The following is a 26,759-nucleotide window of genomic DNA, read 5'->3' as shown; positions in this document are numbered from 1 at the left end:
CCATGACGAATCCGCCTCCCGCCGGCAGCATCCTCACCGAGCCGCCGGTCGACGAGCCCTCGACCGTCCGCCGCGACGGCATGGAGCCCGTCACGAGCGCATTCGCCGCTCAGCGCTCGCGTGCGACGCGCTCCCGTCGCTCGCCCTGGGCGGTTCTCCGCTCCATCCCCCCGAAGCTCGCCGTCGGGCTCGGGCTCATCCTCGCCATCACGCTCTTCGGAATCCTCGGTCCCCTGTTCGTCGGCAGCCCGCTGGCGATCCGCGACGCCGGCCGCACGCCACCGTCGGCGGAGTTCATCCTGGGCACGACCCAGACCGGACAGGACGTCTTCGCTCAGCTGGCCTACGCGACCCGTGGATCCCTACTGATCGGCATCACGGTCGGCGTCGTGGCACTGTTCCTCTCCGTCGTCTTCGGCGTGATCGGCAGCTATGCGGGGGGATGGGTCGACGAGTCCTTCTCGCTCTTCACCAACGTCATGCTCGTCATCCCGGGGCTCCCGCTCGTGATCGTCATCTCCAGCTATGTCGCCGACAAGAACATCTGGGTGCTGGCCATCGTGCTGGCGATCACCAGCTGGGCGGCGTCGGCGCGCGTGCTCCGGTCGGTGACGCTGAGCCTCCGAAGTCGCGACTACGTCGCGGCCGCCCGGGTGGCGGGGGAGAAGTCATGGCGCATCATCGGTGTGGAGATCCTGCCGAACCTCGTTCCGGTGCTCGCCGCGCAGTTCGTCCTCGCCATCATCGCCGCGATCCTGGGCGAGGCGGGGCTTAGCTACCTCGGCCTCGGCGCGTCGGGCACCTTCACGTGGGGCACCATGCTCTTCCAGGCGCAGAACGGGTTCGCGCTGACGCTGGGTGCCTGGTGGTGGTTCGTCCCGCCCGGTGTGATGATCGCGGTTCTCGGGGGCGCCCTGTCGCTGGTGAACTTCGCGATCGACGAGATCGTCGACCCGAAGCTGCGGACGGCGAAGCTGCACAAGGACAAGAAGCGCCTGAAGCGGCGATTCCAGGGTGTCTCCGAAGGCGGGGTGATCGCATGAGCGGCGAAACGCTGCTGAGCATTCGCGACTACAACATCGTGTACGAGGTCGACGAGCCGGTCCACGCCGTCCGAGACGTCAACCTCGAGCTCGGCCGTGGGGAGATGCTCGGCCTGGCCGGTGAATCCGGATGCGGGAAGACGACGCTGGCCTACGGAATCAACCGCCTGCTGCGGCCACCCGCCGTCATCACCTCCGGTTCGGCGGTCCTCCACGATCGCGACGGCACGGATATCGACATCAACGCCCTGAGCGTCCCGGCGCTGCGGCGTTACCGCTGGGACAAGGTGTCGATGGTCTTCCAGGGGGCGATGAACGCCCTCAACCCGGTGACGACCGTCGGCTCGCAGATCGTCGACATCTTCGCCACCCACCGACCGGAGATGCCGAAGAAGGAGCGCGTCGAGCAGAGCGCAGCCCTGCTCGATCTCATCGGGGTGGGCCGCGACCGGATCCGGTCATACCCGCACGAGCTCTCCGGCGGGATGCGCCAGCGCGTCATGATCGCGATGGCCCTCGCCTTGAAGCCCCAACTGATGATCATGGATGAGCCGACCACCGCCCTCGACGTTCTGGTGCAGCGCGACATCCTCCACGAGATCAGCGAACTGCGGAAGACGTTCGGATTCTCGGTCATCTTCATCACGCACGACCTGCCACTCCTACTGGAGATCAGCGACCGCATCGCAGTGATGCTGCGCGGGGAGATCATCGAACTCAACACGGCGGAGTCCATCTACCGCGACCCGCAGCATCCCTACACGCAGCAGCTGCTGCGGTCGTTCCCCAGCCTCACGGGCGAGCGCGGGGGGTTCGTGCGCAGCGGACGTGACGAGACGCCCGTCCTCGGAGGAATCGCATGAGCGTGCTCGAGTTCCAGAACGTGACCAAGGAGTATCGCGGCCGGGGGAGGAAGGTGATCCGCGCCGTCGACGACGTCAGCTTCCGTCTGGAGCCGGGGCGGACGGTCGCGCTCGTCGGGCAGAGCGGGAGCGGCAAGTCGACCATCGCGAAGATGCTCGCTCAACTCGAACGGCCCTCGAGCGGGCGCATCCTGCTCGACGGCGAGCCGGTGTCCAGGCGGGGGGCGGGCCTTCGTCACTATCGCGGCGAAGTGCAGATGGTCTTCCAGGATCCGTTCGCGTCGCTGAACTCCTTCCACACGATCGCGCATCATCTGGAGCGCCCCCTCCTCCTGCACGGGCAGGCGGATCGTGGCGACCTCGATGAGAAGGTGGCGGCGCTGCTGGACCGGGTGCAGCTTCCCGGCCAGGCGATGGCCGCTCGCAAGCCCCACGAGCTCTCCGGCGGTCAACGCCAGCGGGTCGCCATCGCCCGAGCGCTCGCGCCGAAGCCGAGCATCCTGATCGCGGATGAGCCGGTGTCGATGCTCGACGTGTCCATCCGGCTCGGTGTGCTCAACCTCCTCGGCCGGCTGCAGCGAGAGGAGAACCTCGGGGTGCTCTACATCACGCACGACCTGGCGACGGCCCGGCACTTCAGCGACGAGATCCTCGTGCTGTACCAGGGGTCGGTGATCGAACGCGGCCCCGCCGACGAGGTCATCCTGAACCCCCAGCAGGACTACACCAAGCGCCTCCTGGCGGCCTCTCCCGATCCCGAGCACCACTTCCGGGCCGTCGCTGCACCGTGAGGGCCCGCGGCGCCCGAGGCCTCGCCCGGCGTCAGGCTGTCGGGCCCGGGGTCAGGCCGTCAGGCTCCAGGCGAGCGGGTCGAACCGTCGTCGGCCGCCGAGTCGGGGGGTGCGGTTCGGGTCGACGTGCGGGGGAGGGATGAACCAGACCGAGCCCGCGCTGGGTGGCGCCCCCGGCGGGGTGTCGATGCGGATCTCCCACCCATCGGCATGCACCCGATGGTGACACGACGTGCACAGGAGGATCGCGTTGTCGAGGTCGGTCGGCCCGGAATCCCGCTCCCACCAGCGGATGTGGTGCGCCTCGGCGAAGGCGGGAGGCAGGTGGCAGGACGAGCAGCCGCCGTCTCGCTCGACGAGGACGAGCCGCTGCGCCCGCGTGTAGTGGCGCTTGGCTCGACCCCAATCGAGTACCTCGCTGTCGGTGCCGAGTACGCAGGGGATGATGTCGGCGGCGGCGGCCATCCGCCGTGCGCTTCCGGCGTCGATGGGTGCCTCCATCCCGTCGATCGTGGCGACCCCGACGCCGGTGCGTACATCGTCGAGGGTCATCCGCACCACCACCGTGGTGGCTGAACCCGGGAGCGCGTCACGATCGCAGCCGATGGCATGACGGCAGATCGTGGCGAGGGCATCGGCGCGCATCTGGGTGAGTGCCCGCGTCTCCTCGACGGCAGCGCCGGTGCCGCGGTGGGAAGACTCGGCGTCCGAGTCGTTGTGCCCGCGGGACGTACGGAGTTGGTGCGTGACGATGGCCTCGATCGCGGCGACGACGGGCGCGGCCGACTCGGGATCGAGCCGGGCGGTGAGGATGGTCATCCCCGCCGGGTCTTGCGTGATCTTCAGCGACCGCTCGCCGTGCTGCTCGGCAATCCTGGGTTCGAGGCCGTCCGGATCGAGATGCGCCTCCGCGCGACGCAGGACGGCGAGCAGCTCGTCGTAGGTGAGAAGCGGAGCCTGACGCGCGAGGGTCTCCTCGGCGTGGTCGCGGGTTGCCGCGTCGACGCGCAGCGACACCCGATCGAGCATCGTGGTGATCGCGCCCGCGGCGGCGACGCTGACGCGGCCGGCATCGATCGCGGCGGCGATGTGGGGGTGCTTCGCGGGGAGGATCTCACCCGACAGCGACATGCGCGGTGCGGTGGCCTGGCCCACCTGGATGAGCCGCGCGGCATCGGCCGTGTGGCCACCAGTCGCCTCGGCGATGAGCTTCGCCGGTGTGCGGAAACCGTTCTTCCGGGCCAGCCCCTCGGTCCCGAGTTCGGGTCGCGACCGCGCGGCGACCTCCGCGGCCACGCGCGCGTGCAGCCCGTCGACGCGACGGCGCACATCGGCAAGACGTTCGTTGACGAGCTTCACCGTCGCGTCGGGCAGGGCGCTCGTGTCGGGCGCATCGCCCCACGCCGATTCCAGTGCCAAGAGGGCCTCGGCGATGGCGGCGGTGGGGCTGGTCATGACTCCATTGTCGCAGGGGGTTCGGACATTCATTCGAATGTCCGCGCATCTGTGGAGAACCCGAATGCCCAAGTTCCGGGGAACGAGCCGAGGGAAGGACGGAGCAGGAGCCGGGGGAGGGGCCGAGGCGCAGCAGAGGGAGGAGCGGGGAACACGGCGGAGGACGGGGGAGCGGAGGCCGTGCCCGCGGCGGGCGGCACCTGGCGGCGGTAGGCTGAACTGCCATGCTCGAATTCGATCCCTCCGCCGACATCCAGGCCCTGCGCTCCACCTTCAGCGACATCAAATCCGTCGTGGACGTCGAGGGACTCGCCACCGAGATCGCGCGTCTGAGTGAGGAAGCCGGCGCGCCCGATCTCTGGGACGACGTCGACAAGGCGCAGAAGGTCACGAGCGCCCTCAGCCACCGTCAGACGGAGCTGCGCCGCATCACCGAGATCGAGCAGCGTCTGGACGACCTCGACGTCATGGTCGAGCTCGCCCACGAGATGGACGATGAGGATGCGGCCGAAGAGGCCCGCCGGGAGCTCGCCGAGCTCGAGGACATCATCGGGCAGCTCGAGGTGCAGACGCTGCTGGACGGCGAGTACGACGACCGCGGTGCCGTCGTGACGATCCGCTCCGGTGCCGGCGGCGACGACGCGACCGACTTCGCCGAGATGCTCATGCGCATGTACCTGCGATGGGCCGAGCGTCACAAGTACCCCGTGAAGGTCATGGACACGTCCTTCGCCGAGGGCGCGGGCATCAAGTCCGCGACGTTCGAGGTGGATGCCCCGTACGCCTACGGCACGCTGTCCGTCGAGGCCGGCACGCACCGCCTGGCGCGCATCAGCCCGTTCGGGTCGGCCGACAAGCGGCAGACGAGCTTCGCCGCGGTCGAGGTCATCCCGGTCATGGAAGAGGCCGTTCAGGTCGAGATTCCGGAGAACGACCTGCGTGTCGACGTCTTCCGCTCCTCGGGTCCGGGCGGGCAGTCGGTCAACACCACCGACTCGGCCGTGCGCCTCACCCACCTTCCGACCGGCATCGTCGTGTCGATGCAGAACGAGAAGTCGCAGATCCAGAACCGCGCGGCGGCCATGCGCGTTCTCCAGACCCGACTGATGCTCCTCCAGCGCGAGGAGGAAGCCGCCAAGAAGAAGGAACTCGCCGGTACGATCACGGCCAGCTGGGGCGACCAGATGCGCTCCTACTTCCTCTACGGGCAGCAGCTCGTGAAAGATCTCCGCACCGGGTACGAGGTCGGCAACCCCGCCTCGGTGTTCGACGGCGACCTCGATGGCCTGATCGCCGCCGGCATCCGGTGGCGCAAGCGCAAAGACGACGACTGAGTCCTCGCGCGCACGCCGGTGGCATCCGCGCCCGGCGGCGCGTCACGGCGGGGTGGGGCGCGGCCGGAGCTTAGGCTCAATGCGCCATGATCCGGTTCGAGAACGTCAGCAAGCGGTATCGCGGTACCTCCAAACCCGCCCTGGATGCGGTGGACTTCGAGGTGCAACGCGGGGAGTTCGTGTTCCTCGTCGGAGCCTCCGGGTCGGGGAAGTCGTCGTGCCTGCGCCTCATCCTCCGCGAGGAGACCCCGAGCAGTGGCCGCGTGGTGGTTCTCGGCCGCGACCTGCGCACGCTCTCGAACCGCAAGGTGCCCTACTTCCGCCGCCACGTGGGCGCGGTGTTCCAGGACTTCCGGCTGCTCCCGACCAAAACGGTGTTCCAGAACGTGGCGTTCACGCTCCAGGTGACCGGAGCATCCCGCGGGTTCATCCAGCAGGCCGTGCCCGAGGTGCTGAACCTCGTCGGGCTCAGCGGCAAGGAGAAGCGGCTGCCGCACGAGCTCTCCGGCGGTGAGCAGCAGCGCGTCGCCATCGCCCGGGCCCTCGTGAACCGTCCGCAGGTGCTGCTGGCCGACGAGCCGACCGGCAACCTCGACCCCGGCACCTCCATCGACATCATGCAGCTGCTGGCGCGGATCAACGCCGGAGGCACGACGGTGGTCATGGCCACCCACGAGGCCGGATTCGTCGACCAGATGCAGCGACGCGTCATCGAGCTGCAGAACGGCCAGATGATGCGCGACGAGCGGCACGGCGGATACGGCGACACGTCCGGACTTCCCCGCCTCACACCCGAGGTCGAGCGCGGCGCCGCGGCAGTGGCCGCCCTCACGGCCGTGCTCGAGGTGCAGCGCGAGGTCGCCCACGTCGCGCCCGGCGCTGGCCCCGGCCTGGATGCGGCGGCCGACGAGCTCGCCCCCGTCGCGGCCGAGGCGCTCGGCGAGGCCGCGTTGCGTGACGGGTCGGTCGCCCCCGCTGCGGAAGCGGCCGGGGCCGACGCGTGGGCATCCCCTGCCGATGAGGCCGAGGCGTGGCCCCCCGCACCCGGTGCGCGCACCGAACCCGCCGTCTGGCCACCCGCACCGGCCCCCGCGGCCGCGGCGCGTCCGGAGCAGGCGGCGCCCGCCGCGGCGCGCCCGGAACAACCCGCCGTCCCGGAACGGGATCGGTCAGCCGATCCGGTCGCAGCCGCCGCAGCCGGCGCAGCCGCCGCTGGCGCGGCAGCGGCATCCGCGCCCGCCGCCCCGGCCGCATCCGACAGCCACATGCCGGTGCCGCCAGAGCAGGCCGCGGCGATGGAGCAGGGCGAGCAGCTCTCGACCCACACCCGTCCGGTGGCCCTCGATCTGCCACCCGTCGACATCGACGAGCTCGGGCTCGCCGATCGGCTCGGACTCGGTGACAGCAAAGACGAAGTGGGGCCCACCTCGTGAGATTCGGCCTCATCCTCTCGGAGGCGTTCCAGGGCCTCCGCCGCAACGCCTCCATGGTGATCTCCGTCGTCCTGGTCACGTTCGTCTCGCTGACCTTCGTCGGCGCGGCGATGCTCATGCAGATGCAGATCGGCCAGATGCGCGACTTCTGGGTCGACCGCGCCCAGGTCGCCGTGCACATGTGCACGAGCGTGTCCGACTCGGATACCTGCGTGAACGGCGTCGCCAGCGAGGAGCAGATCGCGGAAGTGCGCGGTGCGCTCGACGGAGAAGCGCTCGCCCCGCTGATCCGCGACTACCGCTATGTCACCAGCGCGGACGCCTATGAGGATGCCCTCGAGCAACTGGGCGAGGACTACGCCGACATTCTGACGCCCGACCAGATCAACGCGAGCTTCTTCATCAACCTGATCGACCAGAGCCAGTCCGACGTGATCGCCGAGCGATTCGGCGGTATGGACGGTGTCGAAGAGGTGCAGGACCAGATGCAGTACCTCGAGCCACTGTTCTCGGCGCTGACGGTCGCGACCTATATCGCGGTCGGAATCGCTGGGCTGATGCTCATCGCCGCGGTCCTCCTGATCGGGACGACCATCCGGCTCTCGGCCTTCGCGCGCCGGCGGGAAATCGGCATCATGCGCCTGGTCGGAGCATCCAACCGCTTCATCCAGACCCCGTTCGTGCTGGAGGGCGTTCTGGCCGCCCTCATCGGTTCGGCGTTGGCGAGCACCGCGGTGTGGGCGATCGTGAACTTCGGGGTCGATGACTATCTCCGCAGCCGGATCACGTTCGTCACGACGTGGGTGGGTCCGGCCGAGATCGCGATCGTGGTGCCGGTGATCGTCCTCATCGGCGTGGTGCTCGCGGCCCTGTCGGCAGGCTTTGCCATTCGCCGCTGGCTCCGCACCTGAGCGGGAGCGACCGAGGGCGGGCCCAGGCCTTGTAGACTGAACGGCTGCGTGTGCCCGGGATCCGAGGGAGGTGGGACATGCCTCGTGAAAAAGGCGAAAAGGTCATCGCCACCAACCGTCGTGCCCGTCATGACTACGCGATCGAGAAGACGTACGAAGCAGGCCTCGTCCTCACCGGCACCGAGGTGAAGTCGCTCCGCCAGGGGCGGGCCAACCTCACCGACGGTTACGCCTACATCGACGGTGGTCAGGCCTTCCTCGACGCGGTGCACATCCCCGAGTATTCGCAGGGGCACTGGACCAACCACGCGACCAAGCGCACGCGAAAGCTGCTGCTCCACAAGGACGAGATCATCAAGATCTCCCACGCGGTCTCAGCGGGCGGCTACACCCTCGTGCCGTTGCGGCTGTACTTCTCCGATGGCCGCGCCAAGGTCGAGATCGCCGTCGCCAAGGGTAAGCGCGAGTTCGAGAAGCGTCAGACGATCCGTGAGCGCGAAGACAAGCGCGAGGCCGAGCGCGCGATGCGTTCGCGCAACCGCCTCGGCGACTGAGGCTCAGCGGGCGAGGAACCGCGCTTCGACCGCGGCACTGACCACGATGTCGGCCGGCTGCAACGCCACGCCCGCGCCCGGCGCATCCGCCGCCATCGCCCGCATCATCACCGGGCCGCGCTCGGGATGCGGCAGCAGCAGCCCCGCGTCGGCCATTTCCAACGGCGTCACCGACTCCAGGCCCAGCGCCTCGGCGTAGGCGCGGGCGCGGTCGACCGCGACCTGCACCGCCTCGGCGGCCACCTCGCGTTCGATCTCGGCGCGGGTGGCGGGGGAGAGTTCCCACCGGACGTCGGTCACCTGGACGGCATCGGCCTCGGCGACTTCGCCGATCCACCACGACAGGGCGACGAAATCGCCGAACGTGGCGACGATGTCGATCGACGCGTGGTGCACGGGCGGCAGCTGGCGGCCCTCGGCGTTCCACGGGCGCTCGGACCACGCCGACACCCGACCGCTCGACCACTCCACCACCTCGCCGGAGCGCTGGTGCGCGACGAGGTCGTCGCGCAGAGGTGCGGCGAGCGTCGTGACGCGCTCGACGACCGGACCGCGCACCGGGCCGTCCGCTCGCACCGCAAGGCTGACGACGGCGTGCTCCGGTGCAACGCGCCGTTCCTGCTCGCCCCGGACGGTGACCACGACCTCGCTCATGCCGCGAGCATACGGCGCATCGTGTGAGTCAGGCGGGAGGAGGGCCCACGGCGGGGCCTTCGGGAATGGCACGGGCGCAGCATCCGTTGTAGTCTGTGAGGCCGGATGCTTCGGCTTCCGGATACACAACTCCACAGCGTGACAGTGGCCCCTCCACACGGAGGATCACGGGGATGATCGGTTTCGACATCGCCTGTGAATTCGCGAGAAGCGGGCCGAGGATACAGGGTTATCTCGTAAACGCTCCCTGTAAAACAATAAGTGCCGAAACCAAGCGCACTGAGTTCGCCCTCGCTGCCTAAGCGAGCCTGAACTCCGTCAGACCGTAGGCGTTCCCGCTACGGATTCTGGCGTCATCTAGGGGACTTGCTGAGCGGTGGCGTCTGGACGCCGCTCGGGACTCTTCCCAGGCTGGGCTCGTCGACTTAGGTGTCTGTGACAAAGGTCGGAGCCGAGCAGAACGTCTGCACAGACTGCGCCCGGAGAAGACGCGATATCTCAGCGATGGACGGGGGTTCGATTCCCCCCATCTCCACCAGCCGCTGTCACCGAACAAGGCCTCGATTGCCGCGTAATCACGCGGGTTCGGGGCCTTCGTTTGTTGTCGATGAGGTGCCTCGACAAGACCGACGTTGCGGGACCCTTCGTGGCTCCGGCTGGGCGATCGCGCTGTCTCGGTAGTTAGCGGACGACGGTGGGATGTCGCGAGGCTTCGTCCCGGCCGCAGAGATCGTAGCGGGGGCATCATGCGCACTCACCCGACGGCTATCCGGCTACCAAGGTGCGGTCGCCTGAGTGCCGTGCTCGTTAGCGATGGGGCGCGGAGAACGCCCCGCGCACCGTCGCTACGAGAGCGCTCTTGCGGCGTGCGTGCACCGTTCCGGGTTCGTCCGCGCTGGCTGCGACGAGCGCGCTGGCCGGGGACCATGCCATCGACATGGCTGTAACGATCGAGAGGATGTCGTCGGCGTCGAGGGAGGGGTCGATGCTGCCGGACTTCTGGCCTTGCCGGATCGCATCGGTCTTTCCCCGGTTGTGGTCGGTGCCGTCGTTGTAGAGGTCGCCGACGGGGTGGCGTTCAAGGCGTGCCCAGGTGGTGAGTCGGACGATTTCCGGGTGGGCGAGGTACGCGTCGTACAACTCAGCCGCATAGCCCGGCAGGTCGTCTCCGCGAAGCGGAACGGAATTGATCATCCAACCGATGTGCTCGGCATAGACCGCGTCGAAGAGCGCGTCCTTGTTGCCGAAGTAGCTGTACATCTGGCCCTTGTAGGAGTTCGCGGCGGCAGCGATCCGGTCCACCCGCGCTCCGGCGATCCCATAGTGGGCGAATTCCGTGGAGGCGGCGTCGAGGATTCGCCGCATCGTGGCTTCACCCTTGCTCCTCGTCGTCATCCCTCCAGCATAACTACTAACTAGTCCGTTTGAGATCCTGGACGGTTAGAGCTACGGTCACATACGGACCAGTTAGTATTTTTAGAAGTTGGGAAGATCATGAAGACCGTTCTTATTACCGGCGCAGGCAGCGGCTTCGGCCGCCTCACCGCACTCGACCTTGCGTCGCCTCGGATATCGGGTGATTGCCGGCGTGCAGATCTGGCCGCAGGCATGGCAGCTGCGTCAGGAGATCGCGGCAGCAGGTTTGGAAAACATCGAGGTCATCAAGCTCGACCTGTTCGACGAGATCGATGTCGCTCACGCCCTCCGTTACGACGTCGACGTCTTGTTCAACAACGCCGGCGTCGCCCACAGCGGAACGCTGACGGACCTCCCGATGTCCCGCCTTCGGGCGAATTTCGAGTCGAACGTGTTCGCCCCGATGGAACTGACCAAGGGCTTCATCCGACAGATGGCCGCGCGGGGCAGTGGAAAGATCGTGTTCAACTCCTCTGACGCGGGTCTGCAGACTCCACCATTCGGAGGCGCATACAGCGCGACGAAGTACGCCATTGAAGCAATTGCCGCGACTCTGCGCGAGGAGCTGAAGCCCATCGGCATCACCGTGGCGACCGTGCAGCCCGGGTTCTATCTGACCGGCTTCAACGACACCGCACTCGAAGCGTCGACGTACTGGTATGACCCGGAGACGGCCATCCTGCCGGGGTGGGAACCGCCGTTCACCCTGGTCGGGCAGGAAGACCCGCAGAACATGGTCGACGTGATCGTCAAGATCATCACCGGCGAGATCACCACATACCGCAACGTGTTCCCGCCGTCGATGGAGCACGAGACCCGCGAAGCGCAGTCCGCCGAATGGGACCTCACGGTCTAACCACACACCATCCTCCGCCTCGCCCTGGATTCGTCCAGGGCGAGGCGCGACGCACGAGGAGAAATCATGCCCAGCACCACCGAGATCCTGAGCGCGCTGAACATCAGCCGTGATTCCACGGCCTGGCAGCGCACCGTCGACATCACCACCATCGGCGCCCGGTCAGGCAAGCCTCGCCGGATCGAGATCTGGTTCCATCGCGTCTATGGCCGGTGGTACCTCAGCAGCACCCCCGCACGCCGCGACTGGTACTCGAACCTGCTGGCCAACCCCGAGTTCGTCTTCCATCTCAAACACGGCATCCGAGCCGACCTTCGGGCGACCGCACTGCCAATCACCGATCCCGCGCAGAAGCAGCCAATCTTCGAGTACATCGTCGACGACTTCAACCAACCCCACAATCCCGCCATCGTTCGACAACCCCAGCACGTCGAGGACTGGATGGCCGGGAGCCCGCTCGTGGAAATTGTCTTCTCCGACATCCCTACATCGACGAAGAGCGTTTCGTGACCGCGAAGACGGGTCCGCCGCGCTGCCGTACATAGACGCCGCGGCAAGTGAGTCATCCCCTGCCCATAAGCGGTCGCTGATCGAGCGACGGTTCCGATACCAACGAGCTATCCGTTGACGACCATCAGCGCGCGCGGAAGTGCTCGCGGACGTCGTTCGCTTGCTGGGAACGGGTCAGGGTCGATTGAGGGTGGAAAGGCCGCCCCTGCAGCAAGTCTGGACCGACTGCGCTAGCCGGCCGCTGCGGCGAGGGCTGCGGGACGGGAGTCGCCCAGCCGCTCGAGGGTGAGGGTGGGGGGTAACCCGCCGAAAGATCGGAACTCGTGTATGAGGTGCATCTGGTCGAAGTACCCGACATCATGCGCTATCTGCAGCCACGGTCGGTTCGGCTGTGACACGGGCGTCGAGAGCGGTTTGAAACCGCGCCACTCGCGCGAATCGCTTGGGAGTGATGCCGATATCCCGGTCGAAGAAGCGCTCCAGCTGCCGAACACTGACGTTGAGCTTCGACGCAATGTCTGGGATGGCAGTCCGACCACGCTGCTGGACGAGAAGATTCACAGCAGCGAGGGTGATGGTGTTGGCCGATTCGAGGTCACCATGTCGGTGAAGGAACGCTTCCGCGAGTCGCACCCGGTGTCGGAAGTCAGTCGTTTCGGCGAGGGCATCCCAAAGGTGAGCTACTGGCGTTCCGAGAACATCTTCCGCGTCGAAATGGGTCTCCATCACCGCGCTGATAGGTATGCCGAACAGCGAACACAGCGCCGCTGGCTCGAGAAAGATCGCGAACGTGTCGGTCTTGCCGTCGAACCGCAATCTGGTATCGGCGGAGGTGTGCGGGCCCACCACGCTTCGGCGGCGGGCAGTCTCCCACCCTCCACCCAGTGATCGCACGACAGGCGGTGCGCCGAAGTCGAACTGAATGATCGTCTCCAGATAGGCCGGCATCGGTTGGTGTTCGGAGGCCCCATCCCTGGTGCGCTGCGCGAACGCACGAACGTGGCGGCGAAGCGCCACCGAGGCGGATGCGGACTGCACAAGGCGCATGATCTCTCCCACCTACACCGCACGTGTCGCCTTTTTACTAGGCGAGCTCCGGAGCACGCCTAGAGGATGAGCGTGCTCAAGCCTGACAGAGTGCTCAGGTTTCGTTGGAGGAAAAATGAAACTTGCTGTTCTCCCCGTGTACTGCAGTGACTTGCCTCGTGTCACCAGCTATGGGCGGCAGTTCATTCACCCGATCATCGCCAACGCCGGCCATTTCATCGAGCAGCAATCTGGCGGTCGGGAGAAGTTTGAATTTCGCGTCTTCGACTGGGTGCAGTTGCCTCTGACTGGTCAGCAGTGGGACGCTTTGGCGTTCACGGCGGGAGCCTCGGTCAGGCCCATGGTGGAAGGTATCCTCCGTGTCTCTCTCGCGCACTACGACCACTTCATTCTGTTGATCGACAAGATCGGCGCGAACCTGGGAGCAACACCGGCCGAGTACACGCACATGGCTGCGAAGGACCTCGACCCCGCAATCGTGCAACACGAACTGCTACACAAGCTCGGTGCGCTTCACGCCAACCTCGATACTCCAACTCGACCGATCGAGTACGGCGACCCGTTCTGCGTTATGGGCCTAGAAGGAGGAAAATTCAGCTTTGTCGAGCCGAGGCTCCAGAACAACGCTGTAGGGGTGCAGTACGCCGATTCTGGTCCCGGAGCTGCTGCCACAACACTTCGCGCCTGTGGGTGGCTCGATTTGACGAGATTTGGCGTGAACATCAGCCCCCAGCTTCAGTCCGGTAGCCGGTCCGCCGAAGTAACATTCTCGGCGCTTCCCGGGGCACCAACGCCCGAATCGGCCCAGAGGGTGTGCGTATACGCAGACGACCTCGTTCCCGATCAACGTTTGCTCATCGAGTACCGGGCTCGACGGGATTGGGACAGGGCGCTGCCGGAAGGAGGCACCGGTTGGGTTGTAGCCCACCTCACCGGGGTTGATGACCGGTCGCGTATCTCGGTGCAGATCGGGGCTGTTCCGGCCTCACAGGGCGCATCCGTAGTCACAAGCAAGGGCAACCTCCGTGTGTCCGTCGCTGAGGCATCGCCGACAACGGTGCGGTTGCTGATCGAGTCCCTCACTTTCTGGTCCGCGTGGGCAAGCCTCGGTGGCGAACTAACTACGGACACCGCGGTGATCAAGAACGCCGACGGCCGTCTCGAGGTCTTCAAGGGCGGTGCTGACACAGCGGCGTGGCACAAGTGGCAGACGAAACCGAATGGCGACTGGTCGGACTGGGATCCTCTGGGCGGGGCGCTCACTTCAAACGTCGCGGTCGGGATGAACGCCGATGGACGAGTGGAAATATTTGCGCGCGGAACTGACCACAAACTTTGGCACAAGTGGCAAAAGGGCGCGGGAAAAGGCCCCTGGTCAAACTGGGATCCACTTGCAGCCCCGCTTGGTGGACCGCTGACCAGCGACCTCGCAGTGGCACGCAACGCCGACGGCCGCCTCGAAGTGTTCGTGCGCGGTCCTGACAACGCGCTCTGGCACGTGTGGCAAACCGCCCCTAGTGGACGGTGGTCTGAGTGGGCATCCCGCGGCGGCCTGCTCGCCTCAAACATCACGGTTGCAACGAACGAAGACGGGCGGCTTGAAGTCTTTGGCCGCGGTACTGACAACGCTCTCTGGCATATGTGGCAATTGGCGCCGAGCAGTGGACCCTGGTCAAACTGGGGCACCCTTGGCGCGCCCCTCAACGGTGCGCTGGCGAGCGACGTCGCCGTCGCACGCCACACGGACGGCCGTCTGGAAGCATTCGCGCGCGGCTCGGACAACGCTCTTTGGCACGTCTGGCAAACGGCGCAGAACGGGAAGTGGTCAGACTGGAAGAGTCTTGGTGGCCTGATCACCACCGACCCGGTGGCCGCCCTCAATGCGGATGGACGACTCGAAGTCTTTGCACGCGGCACGGACAATGCACTGTGGCATCGATGGCAAGACCCGAACGGGAAGTGGATTGACTGGGCGCCCCTAGGGGGCGTGTTAACGTCCGAACTCGCTGCAGCGTCAAACGAGGACGGGCGACTAGAGATCTTTGCTCGCGGCACAGACCATGCGCTGTGGCATAGGTGGCAGAACTGATGGATGCCTGATACGGCTTCAACCGCTCATCCAACAATGAGTTGGGCGCCCGAGTTGAGCGACCGCGGCTCCGAGGGCGCTAGAAGATGTGCGCTTCGCAGGATGCGAGAAACTTCTCACGGCGATGCTGAAGCTCGCGGTGAACGGTGGCGCGCGAGACGCTGAACAGTTCCGCGATCTCGGTCTGGGTGTACTCGCCTCGATCGTGCACCTCGAACAGCAGGGCCCGCTGCGTCTTCGACAGTTTCGGCTGCTTTCCCTTCAACCTCCCTTTGGCGCGGGCGACCGCCATCCCCTCCCGGGTGCGCAGCTGATCAGGTCCCGCTCGAACTCCGCCACCATGGCGAGCACGTTGAACAGCAGTCGACCGACGGGATCGGTGGGATCGTACCGGTTCCCGCCGAGGCTGAGTGCGACGCCTTTCGACGTCAGCTCATCCGCGATCTCGCGCGCATCTCTCAGCGACCGGGCGAGCCGGTCGAGTTTCGTCACGACGAGGGTGTCTCCGCTTCGCACCGCGGCAAGCGCCTCCCGCAATCCCGGTCGGGCGCGATTCGCGCCGGTCATGCCGTGGTCGACGTAGATGTGCGCGTCCTGAACGCCCAAACGCAGCAGTGCGTCGCGTTGAGCGGTGAGGTCCTGATCCGTGGTCGAGACCCTGGCGTATCCAATCTGCATTCCATCCATAGGCCCAGCGTCGTGCCGCGCTACTGACGCCACACGATGAGGATCCGCAAATGAACATTCTGGACCCCTCGCGGTTGCCTCCGTCCTCAGTTCTGGGATCCGCGACCCGCGTGGACAAGGCTCGGGTGCCGGAGTAGACAGTACGCACACCGCGTCACGGCGGTGTCGAGTCGCTAATTTTGGGGAGAGTTTCGCTGTGGACGCCCAGTCACGACGCAATCTCGGCCCTGCCGCCGAGATCATCCTCGCCAACACGCCGATTCTGCCGCCGATTGAGCGTCGAGACCCGGACGCTCTAATCGATTGGCTCGGGCCGGACTTGTTAGCGGTGAAGCCCCGGCGTTTCCTGCGCGACATACTCAAGCCTGACGCGTTCCCGTACCTTTTTGGGCCGCCGGGGGGCGGCCAGGTAGATGTGTCCCAGGGGGCGCCCTTCCAGCAGATTCTGCCTGGGTGGGAGTACTCCTGGCCAGTAGACCAGAAATCGCACATCAACTCGAAGATCGAGGCATGGGCGAACGCGGGGAGTCTCTCCGGCGGTGACCACCCCGACGAGGTCGTCACGATCGAATGGGTGGGCCGCGGCCTCTTTGCGAGTGAGACGACGCGTGTCCGGGTCACTCCGGGCCTAGCGGTGTGGGCCACCTGGAGGCTTATGTGCGCAGGTGTCGAGGTCGCTTTCGTCGGAGAAGCACCGTCTGCTCATGTGCAGGGTGAGGTGCAAATACAGGCGTACGACCTGGGGGGCCCGATTTCTCCGCTGCAGGTTGTGCCCTTCCTGAACGAGAGCTTCAGCGCTGCACCAGGCAATGGCATCGCCAATCGACGCGGCCAAGGTGGCTCTTGTCCGGTGATGAGCGTGGACTTCACCATCCCGGGCGGGGAGATGCGTTGGGTGAATGTCGTCATCCGACTGCGGGCATATGCGAACGACGATGGCGGGGTATTCCAACTGGCGGGCGTCGACTGCATGGCCGCGCTCGACCTGATAAGTCTCACCGTCCAAAGAATCTAGACAGACGATCTCGGTCTACCCTCTGTAGCCGCACATTCGGAATAGCACCCTTGATACGCGGGACGCCCGCTTCAGGACCGTTCGACGACCCCAATGCGGGCGCAGCGCGGCAAGGGCCCCTGCTGAGGGCAACTGCTAGCCGGTGAGCGAAGCCTGAGCGGCCCTTGCTCGCTGGCGACGTCGACGAGAGCTTGCGCCGTCGTGGCGCTCGAACATGAGAAACAGTAGAACAAGCAGGATATGACCCAGGGCATTGGCGTACCGGTGCTCGTCGACCCTGCGGATCCACACTCGTCCTTCGTGGCTGGTCAACAGGACGTACCGGGCAACCGTGTTGCGAGGCGAGCCCTGCATGACGTGTTCCACCTCTGCGCCGGGTGCCAGCATCGTCGGCTGTCCATCTGCGCTGAGGATTTCGGAACCGTAGCCGCCGCGCGCGTCCGGGTAGAACAGCAGCGGAGCATAGACCGCACTAGAGCCGCGGTTACAGACATGCACCATGGTCTCGAGTCGCGCCCCTTGCTCGCGGTCGGGGACCTGGCGCCAGGTGAGCCACGTGACTAGGTCGTCGACGCTCTTCCGTCGGGAGATCGCGCGATCGCGGGCGAGTAGACCGATCCCCAACAGGAGCGCGCCGATCGTTCCGACGGCACCGACCCATTCGGCAACGTTTCCCCAGTCCACTCTCGAAGGCTAGGGCAGGTCGACGACATTGACCGATGAGCGTTTTAGTCGCCTCCGGCGGGGCTAAGTGAATCGAGCACGCGGACACCACCGCGTCATCATCACAGCTGAGGACCTCGAAGCCCACGGGTTCACCGTCCGAGAAGAGCTGTTCTACGGCGGGGTCTACTCGTCAGGGAAGAAGGACGCTCTGCTCGGGGTGTGGGTCAGCGCCACGCATCCGCCGGCGGCGCGTTCCAGTCGGTGAGCTGGAAGTTGGCCGTCACCTCGGAAACGTCGGCGTCCTTTGCAATGGCGTCCTCAGCGACGGGGGACCACGCCTCGATGGTCAAGGCCGTGACGCGGTCAGACTCGTCGGCCATCTGAGAAGCGATGGTGTTGCCCGCCTGGACCAGGACGGCCCGGGTCGGCTCGTCACCGCACACTCGCACCCGCACCTCCCACCCGTCGCCGGAGTCGGCAATGCTGATGGCGGGGCTGATGATGAAGCCCTTGGGGAGAGTGGCTGCGCGCGCGGCCGCGGCGATAGGTTCTGAGCCCGGCGCAAGCTGGTCATCGGTGCCGGCGTAATCCGAGCACGGCTGGGGGACCTCCGCGCCCTGAGGGGCCGGTGCGGCGGGCGCCTGCGCGTTCTGGCTGCCGAGGAACAAGCCCGTTCCCGCAACGACTCCCGCGACCAGGGCGACGGAGAGGCCCGCGGCCACAGCGCGGCCGCGGCGCTGGCGGCGAGCGTCGAGCTCGGCGGTCCCGTCGAGGACGAGCGAACGCAGCCGCTCCCGTTCGGGCTCTGCCAAGCGGTCGTTGTCGAACATCATGCGATCTCCACCTCATTCATCTCGTCGCGAAGCCGCGCCTTCGCGCGGTTGAGTCGGGACTTGACCGTGCCCACGGGGACGCCGAGGGCTTCGGCCGCGGCCTGATGCGGGTAGCCCTCCAGCACGGTGAGAACCACCACGCTCTGCTCACGGGCGGGCAAGCGCCTCAACGCCGCGATGACGCCGGTCTCGTCGGGAACGGTCGGAGGGTCCACAGATCGCGGGGGAGGGGTGCGACGCAGAAGCGACTGGTAGCGGCGTCGGGAACGCGCCAGGTTCCGGCAGGCGTGAGCGACGGTGGTCAGGAGCCAGGGCAGGGGAGAGCCGTCCAGCACGCGGACGGACGAGCGCTTACGCCACAGCTCTAGGAACGCGATGGCGACGGCGTCCTTGGCATCCTCGTGACTGTCGAGCAGCCGGTAGGCCCGCGCGAAGACACGGGAGTGGTACAGGTCGAAGATCGCACCGAACGCGTCATGATCGCCGCGACGGGCACGCGCCCACTGCTCTGTCTCGTCCATGGTGACCTTCCCTCTTGGTTAATAGTGTCCGGCGCAGCGTGAAAGGTTCACGGTCGGGCCGAAAAGAAGCAGGAGCTGGGGCGTGACACCGTCCGCCCCAGCTCCTGGTCGTCCCCGCCGGTCAGTTCCAGTTGCCCCAGCAGGCGGTGGTCTGGGTGCAGAGGGCACGGAACTTCTTGGTGGCAGCGACGTTGCCCCACGGGACGGAACCGCCAGCGCCGGTGCTGGAGGCGATGCCCACGTAGTACCACTGCGACCAGGTGCCGAATTGGCTGCCGTTGTACCCCCGGTAGTAGCCCAACCCGTTCCCAGAGGCCCGCTGGTTGTAGCCGGCCGCGGTGTGGAACGAGTAGCTGGCGACCGCTGTGTCGTCCCAGCCGATGAGTGAGCCGCCGGTGTACGCCCCGGACCATCCGGCGCTCGTGGCGCTCCACACCGCCGCGATGTGGAAGTCGTCATCATCGTCGGCCTGAGCTGAGCGGGCCTGGTCAGCCACCCGCGCGAGGTTGCTCTCGGTGAGCCCGTCGGGGAGTGAGCCGTCCCCATCGGCAATCACGACCAGCGTGTCCTCGGCGATGGGGCCGGTCGGGTAGAACACGGCTCCACCCACCACCTCGGCATCGGCTGGGTCGACCACGATGTAGCCGCGCTCGTCGGCCTCCTGGGCCGCGGCCACCAGCGGGTCGTCGGGGGTTTGGGAGGCGTGGGCAGAGATCCCCCCGCCCAACACAAGGCCGGCGACCGCGAATGGGGTCATGGCCATGGTGAGATGGCGCCGAATATCCATGATTCTCCTTTGAATGGATGGTCCTGGCTGCTGTTGAGCCGGTTCACTCACTACATGGACGCCGGAAGCCGGTCCTAACACCCAGACCGCAGTGCCAGGGCCGTAGTGGCAGGAATCGCACGGGCATAGTTATCCTGCCACGCTTCAGCTTGGCTGGAGACACCGAAATCTGGGATCTTGTACCGGGTCCAGATTTGACAGAATCTGGATCGGTCCAGAAACGGTAGGGCTCGGGACGGCCCGCCGGAACCAATTTCGCTGGCGCGTGTAAGGATCCGGCCCCTGCGTCCATGTACAGATGAGTCCGCGCTGACGAACGGGGTAAGGGTGACGGAAGCGTTCACGCTGCTGTTCGAGGCGCACTACCTCGCTGTACTCCGGTACGCCGAACGTCGCGTGGACGATCAGCAGGTCGCTGAGGACATCGCCGCGGAGACCTTCGAGCTGGCATGGGTGCGACTGGGGCAGGAACGAGAGGTGGACAGGCCATGGCTGTTCCTCACGGCTTCCTACAAGCTCCGCGACCACTACAAGCGCGGCAGCCGGCGGCGGGCGGCCGAAGCCGCGCTCGAGCGGCTCGTCGAGGAGCCGGTGGTGCACTTGGGCACCTTGGAACGCCTCGTGATCCGGGACGCCCTGCTGTCGCTGTCCGAACGCGAACGCGAAGCGATCATGCTGACGTACTGGGATGGGCTGTCCGCGGCGGAAGCCGCGAAGGTGCTGCGATGCTCCACCCCCGCCCTCTGGGTCGCCCTCAGCCGAGCACGAGCGAAGCTGCGCGACATCCTGCAACCGGACTTCGCCAGGACCGGAGGTGAGCACGATGAGGGATGAGGACCTCGACCTCCTGCTCCGCGCTGCCGACCCCGCTCGGACCCCGGCGGATGCGACCCTGACCCCCGCGCAAATGGCGCTGCGGGACCGGATCGCTCTCGGCCCCGCCCCCATCCGGCACCTGCGGGGGACCCCCGCGCTCATCGCGCTCCCGGCCGCAGCTGCCCTCGTGGTCATCCTCGCGGTGGTCACCGTCTTCCTCGCCCCTGGACCCCGCGCGCAGGCGGCGCTGACCCCGCGCCCCATCACGTTCTCGAACGCCGAGGAGATGACCGTGGAGGAGGTGACAGCCATGGCCACCACCCGCCTGCACGCGGCCGAAGGGGCAGCGCAGAGCCGGCACACCGAGACCGTCGGCTGGTACATCCAGATCACCCAGATGCCGGAGGGGCGGCAGGCGGTCGCCATCTGCCCGCAGGTGACCACCACCACCTGGGAGCCGGACGGTTCCGGCACGGTGCAAGTCGTCGCGGCCGAGCCGTACTGGGCGGACGGGGCCACCTCCACCATCCCGGAGCAGGACGCCCCAGCGGTGGGGTCGGTGCTCACCGAGACGGTCTACCAGCAGGGTGAGATGGGGGTCCCGCCGGTGGAACCCTCAGGGGAGACCCCCGAAGCGATGCAGGCGCTGCTCCACGGGCTCGGGCTCCCAGACACCTTCGACGGGGCCGACGTCATGGACTTCATCGACAGCGCCATGCGGTGGTGGACGTTCGAGACCGCCCAGCATGCCGCGCTGCTGCGCCTGGTGCTCGCGCAGGACGGCGTGCACGTCCTCGGGACAGGGCATGACCGGGCGGGGCGTGAAGTGCTCGGCATCACCGCGGACTCCGCCGCGCACCCAGACATCCGCACGACGCTGCTCATCAGCGCCGACACCGGACGAATCGTCGGTATCGAATCGACGCGCGTCACACCCGACGGGGACATCCCCGCCGGCGCTGTGATCGCGTACACCATGTGGGAGGCCCAGTGAAGAACAAGCTCGCATCCGTCATCCTCGGCACGGCCGTCATCGTCGCAGGCGTCCTCACCGGCGCAGCCGCCCACGGGACACAACCCCTGCACCCCGACATCGAATACGCTCTCGCCCACCAGCCCGGCGGGGTCCTCATCGACGAGAACACCGTCACGTGGCCGGAGCGGCGGATGACGCTGACCGTCGCCGACGAGGTGGGAATCGACGCGGTCGGGTCTTGCGCCACCGGGAGGGTGTGCGCGTACCGGTCAGCAAACCTGACAGGTTCGATGCTCAGCTGGACCAGCTGTGGCACGTTCTCCACCACCGCTCTCCCCGGAGTCGGCTCCATCGCCAACGCCCGCTCCTCCGGCACCCTGCAGGCACGCAACGGCACCGCCGTCGTCGCAACCGCCTACGCCAACACCTCAGCGAACGTCTTCGGCGTCGTCACGAACGTGCGCTGCTCCTAGGAGCCTCCAACCCCCGTCCCGCTGGCTTCGCGGTGGCGGGGAGCGCACCGGGCGGGCGCGGTGTTCGGGTCGCTGCGTCCGCCCCTTTTTCATCACGCGTCCGCTTCCAGCGGGTCATCGCTGGCCGAGCGGGCGGCCCGCATTCATCACTGATCGCTGACAATCGTCTCGCAGAACGGCCGCTAATCGATCCATCTACGGGCACCGGCTAGCCCGGTGACCGACCCCCGTTCGAGGTGCCCCTCTACTACGCCTGTGTGACGCGATCACACGTCGGAGCGTTCAGGCTGGCTGGGGGTCGTCGTGGGTGTATCTAGGGGCCACGAGATCTCAATGGGCTCGGTCGGTGGTAGTTCGATGTCAGCGGGACCGACCGGGTATGAGCTCATTGCCTGTCTCTTGGTCTGATTTCACGTGTGGTGTCGAGGGTGGGCGTCGGGCTTGGTGGTCCCCCTCCCGCGCACAACGGCAGCAACGCGGGGGTGGCCTCCGAGCTCAGCGGGGCAGGAGCCAGGCGGAGTACTCGATGACGGATCCGGTGTCGAGGTCGAGACGGTTGCTACCGCCGTTGTAGGTGATGTCGGCTGCGATGATCTGGCGGCTGGCTTCGTCCAGCACGATGGTGGCGCCGAATTGGTCGCGGTTGGCGGACGTCACGGAGAGGGCGATGCCGTCGCGGCCGAATCGGTCTTCGACGGTGCCGAGCACGCTCAGTCCCCCTGTGGCGGCAAGGATCTCGAGCGCGGCCGCTTGCTGATCCGCGGTGAGTGTCCATTCGTCTCGAAGCAGGCTGATCGCGCCCCACCAAGCGAGCGCGTCTGCATCGTCGGGGAGGTGTGCTTGGACGGTGAGGTAGTCGCGCATCTCGCGAGCATCCGCGGGTGGCTCGTCGGGGAAGAAGCCGAAATCGCTCGGGGACGACCTAGCCGTCTCGATCGGGTCGCCTTCGTCGGGCGCGTCGCCGACTGGTTCGACGATCTTCCCATCGTTAGTGACGGAGTATGGGGCGCCGGCTCTCGCTGACAGGTAGCCAGTGCCGTCCGCATTCCACACCCATTCTTGCCGTTCCGGCACGATGACCGGGTTATCGGTGCCGTCCTCCCGCAACGACCATCGGACGACCTCAGCATCCCGTGATGGTGTCGTCGCTGTTGCCGCGTGGAGAATGTCGAGGGATTCGCTGAGGACGTCGTCGATAGTGTCGTCGAGTGGCTGGATCGTGAGCGGTGGGGGTGTGGCGGCGTATGAGGGTGTTGCGGCAATCGGTCCTACCGTGAGCGCGACGACAACCACGGCGGCGGCAACCGGTACGGTCCAGCCCCATCGAGCGATGGGGCGAAGGATGCTTCGCCGCGGCGGAGTGGAGACCATGATGCTCCGCATTTGGGACCATTCCCTTGGGAGTGGGGATGCGTCGGGTGCCGTCCTTGCCGGGTCGATGTCGCGCATGACCCGCTCGATCTTCTCGTCAGTCCATGACATAACCCATCGCACCCCCTCCCACTTGCCGCGCGGTGGCACTCCTGATGGGGGCGGAGCTGGTAGGAGGCCTGCGGGGTTCTTCAAGGAGTGATCGGAGGGCGTCTCGTGCCCGGCTGAGTCGTTTCCAGGCAGCTGAGGTTCGGCATCCGACGACTTGGGCGATCTCGGGTGCGGTCAGCCCGTCCCAGTAGAACAGCTCGAGGATTTCCCGATCCGCGGCCGTAAGGTGTCGTAAGGCGAGGCGCAGGTCGACGTTCTGGAAAGTGGTGTCCGGCCCGTCGGACGCTGCGGCGAGTGTTCGCATTCCCTCGCGTTCGCGGTCGCGGCGCCGGTAGGAGTCGCCGACCAGGTTGCGTGCAGTTTGCAGCAGCCAGGGGCGACGGAACGGCGCAGCTCGGTCGTAACGGCGCCAGGCGATCTCGAAGCAGTCCATGGTCAGCTCGCGGGCTTGTTCTCTGTCATCAACACGTCGCTCCACATACCGCAGCACGGCAGCGTGGTGTTCGGCGAAGAGCGCCTCGAAGGCGTCGCGTCGATCGTTCACCCGCCTCCTTCAGGCCGCAGTTGGTGTGCTGTGTAGAGCATTCATCGAGAAAGGTTGTTATTGCCGCCCGATCCTGACACGACATCGTCATATTCCCTGTCGAAGGGTCTCGGCCGGCCGAACGCGTGCCGCGAGAACCGCCTGACGCACGATCACTGCTCAGGAGCGTGGGCAGCGACTACATCCAGCACGATCTCACGTGCTGCTTCCCACTCTTCACGAATGCGGATCAGCTCGTCGGCATGCTCGGACACGAGTTTCGCCTGCGCCTCCCAGACCTTCTGGTAGTACGCCTCCGACCAGCCCGAGGATTCCCGGCACGAGGCGTCCGCCACCGCAAGGTCTATTTCCTTCTGCGTCAATTCAGCCTCGCGAGGCGGAATTCCGACCTCAGCCATCATCTCGTCCGAGGGCATCCAGGAGTCCGCTTCGACCTTCTCGTACGGTGAGTCTGGTACCGACACGTACCCCGCATCCTTCAGGCACCGCTGCCACCGCGCCCCCGCGTCCACGACAGCAGGAGGGTCTTCTGCCAGAAAGTCCGTCTCGGCTCTCCACGCGAGCAGTTGGTTGGTGGATTCGCTTACGGCGAGAGTGGGCACCTGCTGGCGAGCCTCGTCGAGACACGCCGCGACGACAGGCTCGAACCCCGGCGTCGAGAGTGCGATGGCGTTCAGCTCTTGTGTGGACTCATAGGAGATTCCTCTCCAGCCGGGGTTGAAGTTGACGTGGTACCCGGACTCCGTTGCGAGAGCAACGGTGAGCGCTGGGAAGCCAGAAATGTTGGCTTCAGGCTCGAGGTAGCTTTCATCATCGGTCGGTTGCCACGGAATTGGCCAGCTAATGCCCTCCTCTCCAAGGCAATCCGCGACCAGCAGGTTCTCGGCATAGCTAAGAAGCGCATCCGTCGACGGGTCCTGGAACTCATCGAGCGGCATCACCCACCGAGAACGATCCTGCGACGGCAGCTCGACCTCCGCAGACGGCGCAGCCGTCGGAGACGACGTCGCCGTCAGTGACGGCGAGCTGCCCGCCGCAGACGCGCACGCCGTAAGGGGAAGCATCAGGCCGACCACGGCGACCAGGGCGATAGGACGGGTGTGGATCACGCTGCACACTCTCTTCCGAGCTCGGTAGCTCTCACCCTCCAAGGTTGGACAACGGAGTAGATCCTGACACTCAGGGGCGACGATTCCAGTGACGGCAACACCAACGGTTCGCGCTCAAACGCGACCGTCTCCTTCATCCTGGCCTGGCTTTCGGCGACAATCTGCCCGAGCCCACCTTGCCCGTGCCGCAGGCCGGTGGACATTCGGAGGTTCTCCGCTGCGCAAGTGGGGAGATGCGCAAGGGGATCCCCATCTGACACAACCGAAATCACGGCGAGCAATCGTGCCTGCATCAATCAAGCGGTCGGCCCACCGATAGCCTGAAGTCGTGCCACCGGAGATCTCGCCCGAGACATCACGAACCCTCCGCGTCCTCGTCGCGCTTAGTGACCTCACCCAGGTCACGACGGCCGCAGCGGTCAGCGTCGACCAAGTCACCGAGCACCTTGATGCTGACGACCTTGGCCGCGAGGCCGTCGAGCACCATCTCGAACTGCTTCGACAGCGCGGGCTGGTGAACGGTTTCCGTTCTGTCGCCGGTCTTCAGGGCGTGTGGCTGCAGCCCGCCGGCAGGGCAAAGGCGGAGGAGTTCGATCGCCTGCGCCGGGCCCCGGTACTGCGTCGCCAGGGCCTGCAAGATCGCTACTTGAAGTGGCTCTATGACGAAATGGAGGTGCGAGGAGGCGCCCCGGATCCCGATGCCTTCCTTGCGACCGAACTCAACCTCCACGGAGTGCTGTTTACGCCTGGAGAGCTCGAGGGGGCGGGCGCGCTGCTCGAAGAGGCGGGATTTATCGAAGGGCCGAGCGTCGACCAGTACGCAGCACCACCTCGTCCCAGGCCGACAGCAAAGGGCCGCAAGTTGGTGGAGATGGGTGGCTCAGTTCACGACCCCGCGCCGGCGGCCGTCCAACACTTCTCGACCACTGTGCACGGCAATGCAGGGTAGACACCGGGATCAGCGTACGAGCGCCGACAGCTTCCACACTGCTCTGTGGAGCAACTACCAAGTCGGAGGTGAGATCGGTCATCAGCTGGTGATCCATGCCGACAACACCGGGGGTACGCCGATCTGGCTGCCGGTCGTCTACATACGTCGAGACGGGGATGTAAAGGGCTACTACCAACTTGACATCGCCGAGGTGCAACGCGGACTCGAGCGGGTCTTTCTGGCAGCCCAAGCAACGCGGGCCGTCAGTCCGCGACCGTGGGTTGCGTGGCCAATGAGGTCTCCCATTTTCGACGCCCAGACTTTGCGGCGATGGCAGCAGGTCCCAACCCCTCAGCTCAAGAAAGATTTTCCCAGCAAGGAGCCCCTGGATTAAATGCGTTATCGCGATGAGTCAATCCGCCCGCTCCTGATCCCTCTTCCCGGCGAGCGATTCATTCCAGACGACTGGGTCGACTTCTCACAGTCGACCCAGACCTGTCTTCGTACAGTCTGCAACGGCGGAATGATCGTTGTCTTGGTGTGGCAGCCTGACGGCTGGGACGTGATCGCATACGGGGCGGACGGACTACAGCAGGAAACCTGGCCAGATTCGGATGTGTCCGCCCTGCTCATTGGCCTACTTCACGACTGAGCAGAGCGGCCCAACCGAGCGTCCCTCGGCGACGTTCGTCTTGGTAGCAAGGGTCTGCTCGCATGCCGGTCGTTCATCGTGCGGCTCACATAATGTGCCCGAGCGTCGCACGCTTGAGATCTCTCGTCCGCTACGAAACCCCCGTGTCTCAGGGATCTGATTCAGTAGAAGCGTGACCGAGTCCGACCTGCCCGAGCTTCCAACTGATCGGTCCGAGCGCGAAGCCCTGCTGGACGGGATCAACACTTCCTGGATGCAGGGCCTCGACACCGGCGCCCTGCTGGGCGGGATCAACACTTCCTGGATGCAGG

At 66.2% G+C, this 26,759-nt stretch carries 26 protein-coding genes, 1 other RNA gene and 1 pseudogene; 16 read left to right on the top strand and 12 right to left on the bottom strand.

What is annotated here, in order from left to right; genetic code table 11:
• The first annotated feature begins 2 nt into the window (after window positions 1–2).
• The 3 genes from AC2DFQ_RS14475 to AC2DFQ_RS14465 are packed head-to-tail and all read left to right on the top strand — an operon-like array spanning window position 3 to window position 2,697.
• A complete protein-coding gene (locus AC2DFQ_RS14475) occupies window positions 3–1,043 on the top strand; it encodes an ABC transporter permease (RefSeq protein ID WP_484534376.1) in 1,041 nt (346 codons plus the stop codon).
• Window positions 1,040–1,906 (top strand): ABC transporter ATP-binding protein, encoded by an 867-nt coding sequence (locus AC2DFQ_RS14470; RefSeq protein ID WP_484508942.1) that lies wholly within the window; start codon window positions 1,040–1,042, stop codon window positions 1,904–1,906. Before AC2DFQ_RS14475 ends, AC2DFQ_RS14470 begins: the two co-directional genes overlap by 4 nt.
• Window positions 1,903–2,697: an ABC transporter ATP-binding protein gene (locus AC2DFQ_RS14465; RefSeq protein WP_484534375.1), complete on the top strand. Its 795-nt coding sequence runs from the start codon at window positions 1,903–1,905 to the stop codon at window positions 2,695–2,697. Before AC2DFQ_RS14470 ends, AC2DFQ_RS14465 begins: the two co-directional genes overlap by 4 nt.
• 51 nt (window positions 2,698–2,748) lie before the next feature.
• Here the strand turns inward: AC2DFQ_RS14465 and AC2DFQ_RS14460 are convergent, their stop codons facing one another.
• Window positions 2,749–4,152: an HNH endonuclease gene (locus AC2DFQ_RS14460; protein ID WP_484534374.1), complete on the bottom strand. Its 1,404-nt coding sequence runs from the start codon at window positions 4,150–4,152 to the stop codon at window positions 2,749–2,751.
• A gap of 224 nt (window positions 4,153–4,376) precedes the next feature.
• Between AC2DFQ_RS14460 and prfB the strand changes: the two genes are divergently transcribed.
• From prfB to smpB, 4 genes are all read left to right on the top strand, one after another.
• A complete protein-coding gene (prfB, locus tag AC2DFQ_RS14455; protein WP_484508945.1) occupies window positions 4,377–5,486 on the top strand; it encodes a peptide chain release factor 2 in 1,110 nt (369 codons plus the stop codon).
• Between the two features lie 86 nt (window positions 5,487–5,572).
• Window positions 5,573–6,919 carry a cell division ATP-binding protein FtsE gene (ftsE, locus tag AC2DFQ_RS14450; protein WP_484534373.1) on the top strand — a complete coding sequence of 449 codons (1,347 nt, stop codon included), beginning with the start codon at window positions 5,573–5,575 and terminating at the stop codon, window positions 6,917–6,919.
• Window positions 6,916–7,830, top strand: coding sequence for a permease-like cell division protein FtsX (ftsX, locus tag AC2DFQ_RS14445; protein WP_484534372.1), 915 nt, complete (start codon window positions 6,916–6,918; stop codon window positions 7,828–7,830). Before ftsE ends, ftsX begins: the two co-directional genes overlap by 4 nt.
• Window positions 7,831–7,907: 77 nt before the next feature.
• Entirely contained in the window at window positions 7,908–8,384 is a 477-nt protein-coding gene (gene smpB, locus AC2DFQ_RS14440; protein ID WP_135067402.1) for an SsrA-binding protein SmpB, read from the top strand.
• Between the two features lie 3 nt (window positions 8,385–8,387).
• Here smpB and AC2DFQ_RS14435 read toward each other — a convergent pair whose 3' ends face one another.
• Window positions 8,388–9,038, bottom strand: a complete 651-nt coding sequence (locus tag AC2DFQ_RS14435; protein WP_484534371.1) for an SIMPL domain-containing protein — start codon at window positions 9,036–9,038, stop codon at window positions 8,388–8,390.
• A gap of 169 nt (window positions 9,039–9,207) precedes the next feature.
• Between AC2DFQ_RS14435 and ssrA the strand changes: the two genes are divergently transcribed.
• Window positions 9,208–9,576, top strand: a transfer-messenger RNA (tmRNA) gene (gene ssrA / locus AC2DFQ_RS14430).
• A gap of 269 nt (window positions 9,577–9,845) precedes the next feature.
• Here the strand turns inward: ssrA and AC2DFQ_RS14425 are convergent.
• A complete protein-coding gene (locus AC2DFQ_RS14425; RefSeq protein WP_484534370.1) occupies window positions 9,846–10,433 on the bottom strand; it encodes a TetR/AcrR family transcriptional regulator in 588 nt (195 codons plus the stop codon).
• A gap of 160 nt (window positions 10,434–10,593) precedes the next feature.
• On the opposite strand from AC2DFQ_RS14425, the gene AC2DFQ_RS14420 reads away from it, so the two are divergent.
• Together AC2DFQ_RS14420 and AC2DFQ_RS14415 are read left to right on the top strand one after the other, a co-directional pair.
• Window positions 10,594–11,310 carry an SDR family oxidoreductase gene (locus AC2DFQ_RS14420; protein WP_484534369.1) on the top strand — a complete coding sequence of 239 codons (717 nt, stop codon included), beginning with the start codon at window positions 10,594–10,596 and terminating at the stop codon, window positions 11,308–11,310.
• Window positions 11,311–11,376: 66 nt separating this feature from the next.
• Complete coding sequence (locus AC2DFQ_RS14415; RefSeq protein ID WP_484534368.1) at window positions 11,377–11,820, top strand: nitroreductase/quinone reductase family protein; 444 nt, start codon at window positions 11,377–11,379, stop codon at window positions 11,818–11,820.
• A 357-nt stretch (window positions 11,821–12,177) separates the two neighbouring features.
• Here AC2DFQ_RS14415 and AC2DFQ_RS14410 read toward each other — a convergent pair whose 3' ends face one another.
• Window positions 12,178–12,867, bottom strand: a complete 690-nt coding sequence (locus AC2DFQ_RS14410; protein ID WP_484534367.1) for a helix-turn-helix domain-containing protein — start codon at window positions 12,865–12,867, stop codon at window positions 12,178–12,180.
• Between the two features lie 115 nt (window positions 12,868–12,982).
• On the opposite strand from AC2DFQ_RS14410, the gene AC2DFQ_RS14405 reads away from it, so the two are divergent.
• Window positions 12,983–14,956 carry a PLL family lectin gene (locus AC2DFQ_RS14405; protein WP_484534366.1) on the top strand — a complete coding sequence of 658 codons (1,974 nt, stop codon included), beginning with the start codon at window positions 12,983–12,985 and terminating at the stop codon, window positions 14,954–14,956.
• A 79-nt stretch (window positions 14,957–15,035) separates the two neighbouring features.
• Here AC2DFQ_RS14405 and AC2DFQ_RS14400 read toward each other — a convergent pair.
• Window positions 15,036–15,643 (bottom strand): annotated as a pseudogene (locus AC2DFQ_RS14400) (recombinase family protein).
• Between the two features lie 196 nt (window positions 15,644–15,839).
• Between AC2DFQ_RS14400 and AC2DFQ_RS14395 the strand changes: the two are divergent.
• A complete protein-coding gene (locus AC2DFQ_RS14395) occupies window positions 15,840–16,658 on the top strand; it encodes a hypothetical protein (RefSeq protein WP_484534365.1) in 819 nt (272 codons plus the stop codon).
• A gap of 135 nt (window positions 16,659–16,793) precedes the next feature.
• Here AC2DFQ_RS14395 and AC2DFQ_RS14390 read toward each other — a convergent pair whose 3' ends face one another.
• From AC2DFQ_RS14390 to AC2DFQ_RS14375, 4 genes are all read right to left on the bottom strand, one after another.
• Complete coding sequence (locus AC2DFQ_RS14390) at window positions 16,794–17,342, bottom strand: hypothetical protein (protein WP_484534364.1); 549 nt, start codon at window positions 17,340–17,342, stop codon at window positions 16,794–16,796.
• 206 nt (window positions 17,343–17,548) lie between these two features.
• Entirely contained in the window at window positions 17,549–18,154 is a 606-nt protein-coding gene (locus tag AC2DFQ_RS14385; protein WP_484534363.1) for a hypothetical protein, read from the bottom strand.
• A complete protein-coding gene (locus AC2DFQ_RS14380; protein ID WP_484534362.1) occupies window positions 18,154–18,678 on the bottom strand; it encodes an RNA polymerase sigma factor in 525 nt (174 codons plus the stop codon). Before AC2DFQ_RS14380 ends, AC2DFQ_RS14385 begins: the two co-directional genes overlap by 1 nt.
• 121 nt (window positions 18,679–18,799) lie before the next feature.
• A complete protein-coding gene (locus AC2DFQ_RS14375; RefSeq protein ID WP_484534361.1) occupies window positions 18,800–19,465 on the bottom strand; it encodes a hypothetical protein in 666 nt (221 codons plus the stop codon).
• A gap of 327 nt (window positions 19,466–19,792) precedes the next feature.
• Between AC2DFQ_RS14375 and AC2DFQ_RS14370 the strand changes: the two genes are divergently transcribed.
• From AC2DFQ_RS14370 to AC2DFQ_RS14360, 3 genes are read left to right on the top strand one after another with little or no spacing between them, the layout of a single operon-like run.
• Window positions 19,793–20,299, top strand: coding sequence for an RNA polymerase sigma factor (locus AC2DFQ_RS14370; RefSeq protein WP_484534360.1), 507 nt, complete (start codon window positions 19,793–19,795; stop codon window positions 20,297–20,299).
• Window positions 20,289–21,275: a hypothetical protein gene (locus AC2DFQ_RS14365; protein WP_484534359.1), complete on the top strand. Its 987-nt coding sequence runs from the start codon at window positions 20,289–20,291 to the stop codon at window positions 21,273–21,275. Before AC2DFQ_RS14370 ends, AC2DFQ_RS14365 begins: the two co-directional genes overlap by 11 nt.
• Window positions 21,272–21,730, top strand: a complete 459-nt coding sequence (locus AC2DFQ_RS14360; protein ID WP_484534358.1) for a hypothetical protein — start codon at window positions 21,272–21,274, stop codon at window positions 21,728–21,730. Before AC2DFQ_RS14365 ends, AC2DFQ_RS14360 begins: the two co-directional genes overlap by 4 nt.
• A 495-nt stretch (window positions 21,731–22,225) precedes the next feature.
• On the opposite strand, the gene AC2DFQ_RS14355 is transcribed toward AC2DFQ_RS14360, so the two are convergent.
• The 3 genes from AC2DFQ_RS14355 to AC2DFQ_RS14345 all read right to left on the bottom strand — a co-directional run bounded on the left by AC2DFQ_RS14355 (window position 22,226) and on the right by AC2DFQ_RS14345 (window position 24,865).
• Window positions 22,226–23,113: a hypothetical protein gene (locus tag AC2DFQ_RS14355; protein WP_484534357.1), complete on the bottom strand. Its 888-nt coding sequence runs from the start codon at window positions 23,111–23,113 to the stop codon at window positions 22,226–22,228.
• Between the two features lie 85 nt (window positions 23,114–23,198).
• Window positions 23,199–23,756 (bottom strand): RNA polymerase sigma factor, encoded by a 558-nt coding sequence (locus tag AC2DFQ_RS14350; RefSeq protein ID WP_484534356.1) that lies wholly within the window; start codon window positions 23,754–23,756, stop codon window positions 23,199–23,201.
• A 152-nt stretch (window positions 23,757–23,908) separates the two neighbouring features.
• Window positions 23,909–24,865, bottom strand: a complete 957-nt coding sequence (locus AC2DFQ_RS14345; protein ID WP_484534355.1) for a hypothetical protein — start codon at window positions 24,863–24,865, stop codon at window positions 23,909–23,911.
• A gap of 328 nt (window positions 24,866–25,193) precedes the next feature.
• Between AC2DFQ_RS14345 and AC2DFQ_RS14340 the strand changes: the two genes are divergently transcribed.
• Window positions 25,194–25,814 (top strand): hypothetical protein, encoded by a 621-nt coding sequence (locus AC2DFQ_RS14340; protein ID WP_484534354.1) that lies wholly within the window; start codon window positions 25,194–25,196, stop codon window positions 25,812–25,814.
• Window positions 25,815–26,759: the final 945 nt, after the last annotated feature.

The organism is Microbacterium sp. Z11_20, from assembly GCF_057197605.1.
This window is presented reverse-complemented; position numbering and strand designations above follow the sequence as displayed.

Coding starts and splice junctions, on each gene's coding strand:
- AC2DFQ_RS14375 (WP_484534361.1), bottom strand. CDS start 19,465: ATGGATATTCGGCGCCATCTCACCATGGCCATGACCCCATTCGCGGTC.
- AC2DFQ_RS14410 (WP_484534367.1), bottom strand. CDS start 12,867: ATGCGCCTTGTGCAGTCCGCATCCGCCTCGGTGGCGCTTCGCCGCCAC.
- AC2DFQ_RS14460 (WP_484534374.1), bottom strand. CDS start 4,152: ATGACCAGCCCCACCGCCGCCATCGCCGAGGCCCTCTTGGCACTGGAA.
- AC2DFQ_RS14425 (WP_484534370.1), bottom strand. CDS start 10,433: ATGACGACGAGGAGCAAGGGTGAAGCCACGATGCGGCGAATCCTCGAC.
- AC2DFQ_RS14385 (WP_484534363.1), bottom strand. CDS start 18,154: ATGTTCGACAACGACCGCTTGGCAGAGCCCGAACGGGAGCGGCTGCGT.
- AC2DFQ_RS14465 (WP_484534375.1), top strand. CDS start 1,903: ATGAGCGTGCTCGAGTTCCAGAACGTGACCAAGGAGTATCGCGGCCGG.
- smpB (WP_135067402.1), top strand. CDS start 7,908: ATGCCTCGTGAAAAAGGCGAAAAGGTCATCGCCACCAACCGTCGTGCC.
- AC2DFQ_RS14365 (WP_484534359.1), top strand. CDS start 20,289: ATGAGGGATGAGGACCTCGACCTCCTGCTCCGCGCTGCCGACCCCGCT.
- prfB (WP_484508945.1), top strand. CDS start 4,377: ATGCTCGAATTCGATCCCTCCGCCGACATCCAGGCCCTGCGCTCCACC.
- AC2DFQ_RS14470 (WP_484508942.1), top strand. CDS start 1,040: ATGAGCGGCGAAACGCTGCTGAGCATTCGCGACTACAACATCGTGTAC.
- ftsE (WP_484534373.1), top strand. CDS start 5,573: ATGATCCGGTTCGAGAACGTCAGCAAGCGGTATCGCGGTACCTCCAAA.
- AC2DFQ_RS14435 (WP_484534371.1), bottom strand. CDS start 9,038: ATGAGCGAGGTCGTGGTCACCGTCCGGGGCGAGCAGGAACGGCGCGTT.
- AC2DFQ_RS14405 (WP_484534366.1), top strand. CDS start 12,983: ATGAAACTTGCTGTTCTCCCCGTGTACTGCAGTGACTTGCCTCGTGTC.
- AC2DFQ_RS14355 (WP_484534357.1), bottom strand. CDS start 23,113: ATGCGGAGCATCATGGTCTCCACTCCGCCGCGGCGAAGCATCCTTCGC.
- AC2DFQ_RS14380 (WP_484534362.1), bottom strand. CDS start 18,678: ATGGACGAGACAGAGCAGTGGGCGCGTGCCCGTCGCGGCGATCATGAC.
- AC2DFQ_RS14415 (WP_484534368.1), top strand. CDS start 11,377: ATGCCCAGCACCACCGAGATCCTGAGCGCGCTGAACATCAGCCGTGAT.
- AC2DFQ_RS14475 (WP_484534376.1), top strand. CDS start 3: ATGACGAATCCGCCTCCCGCCGGCAGCATCCTCACCGAGCCGCCGGTC.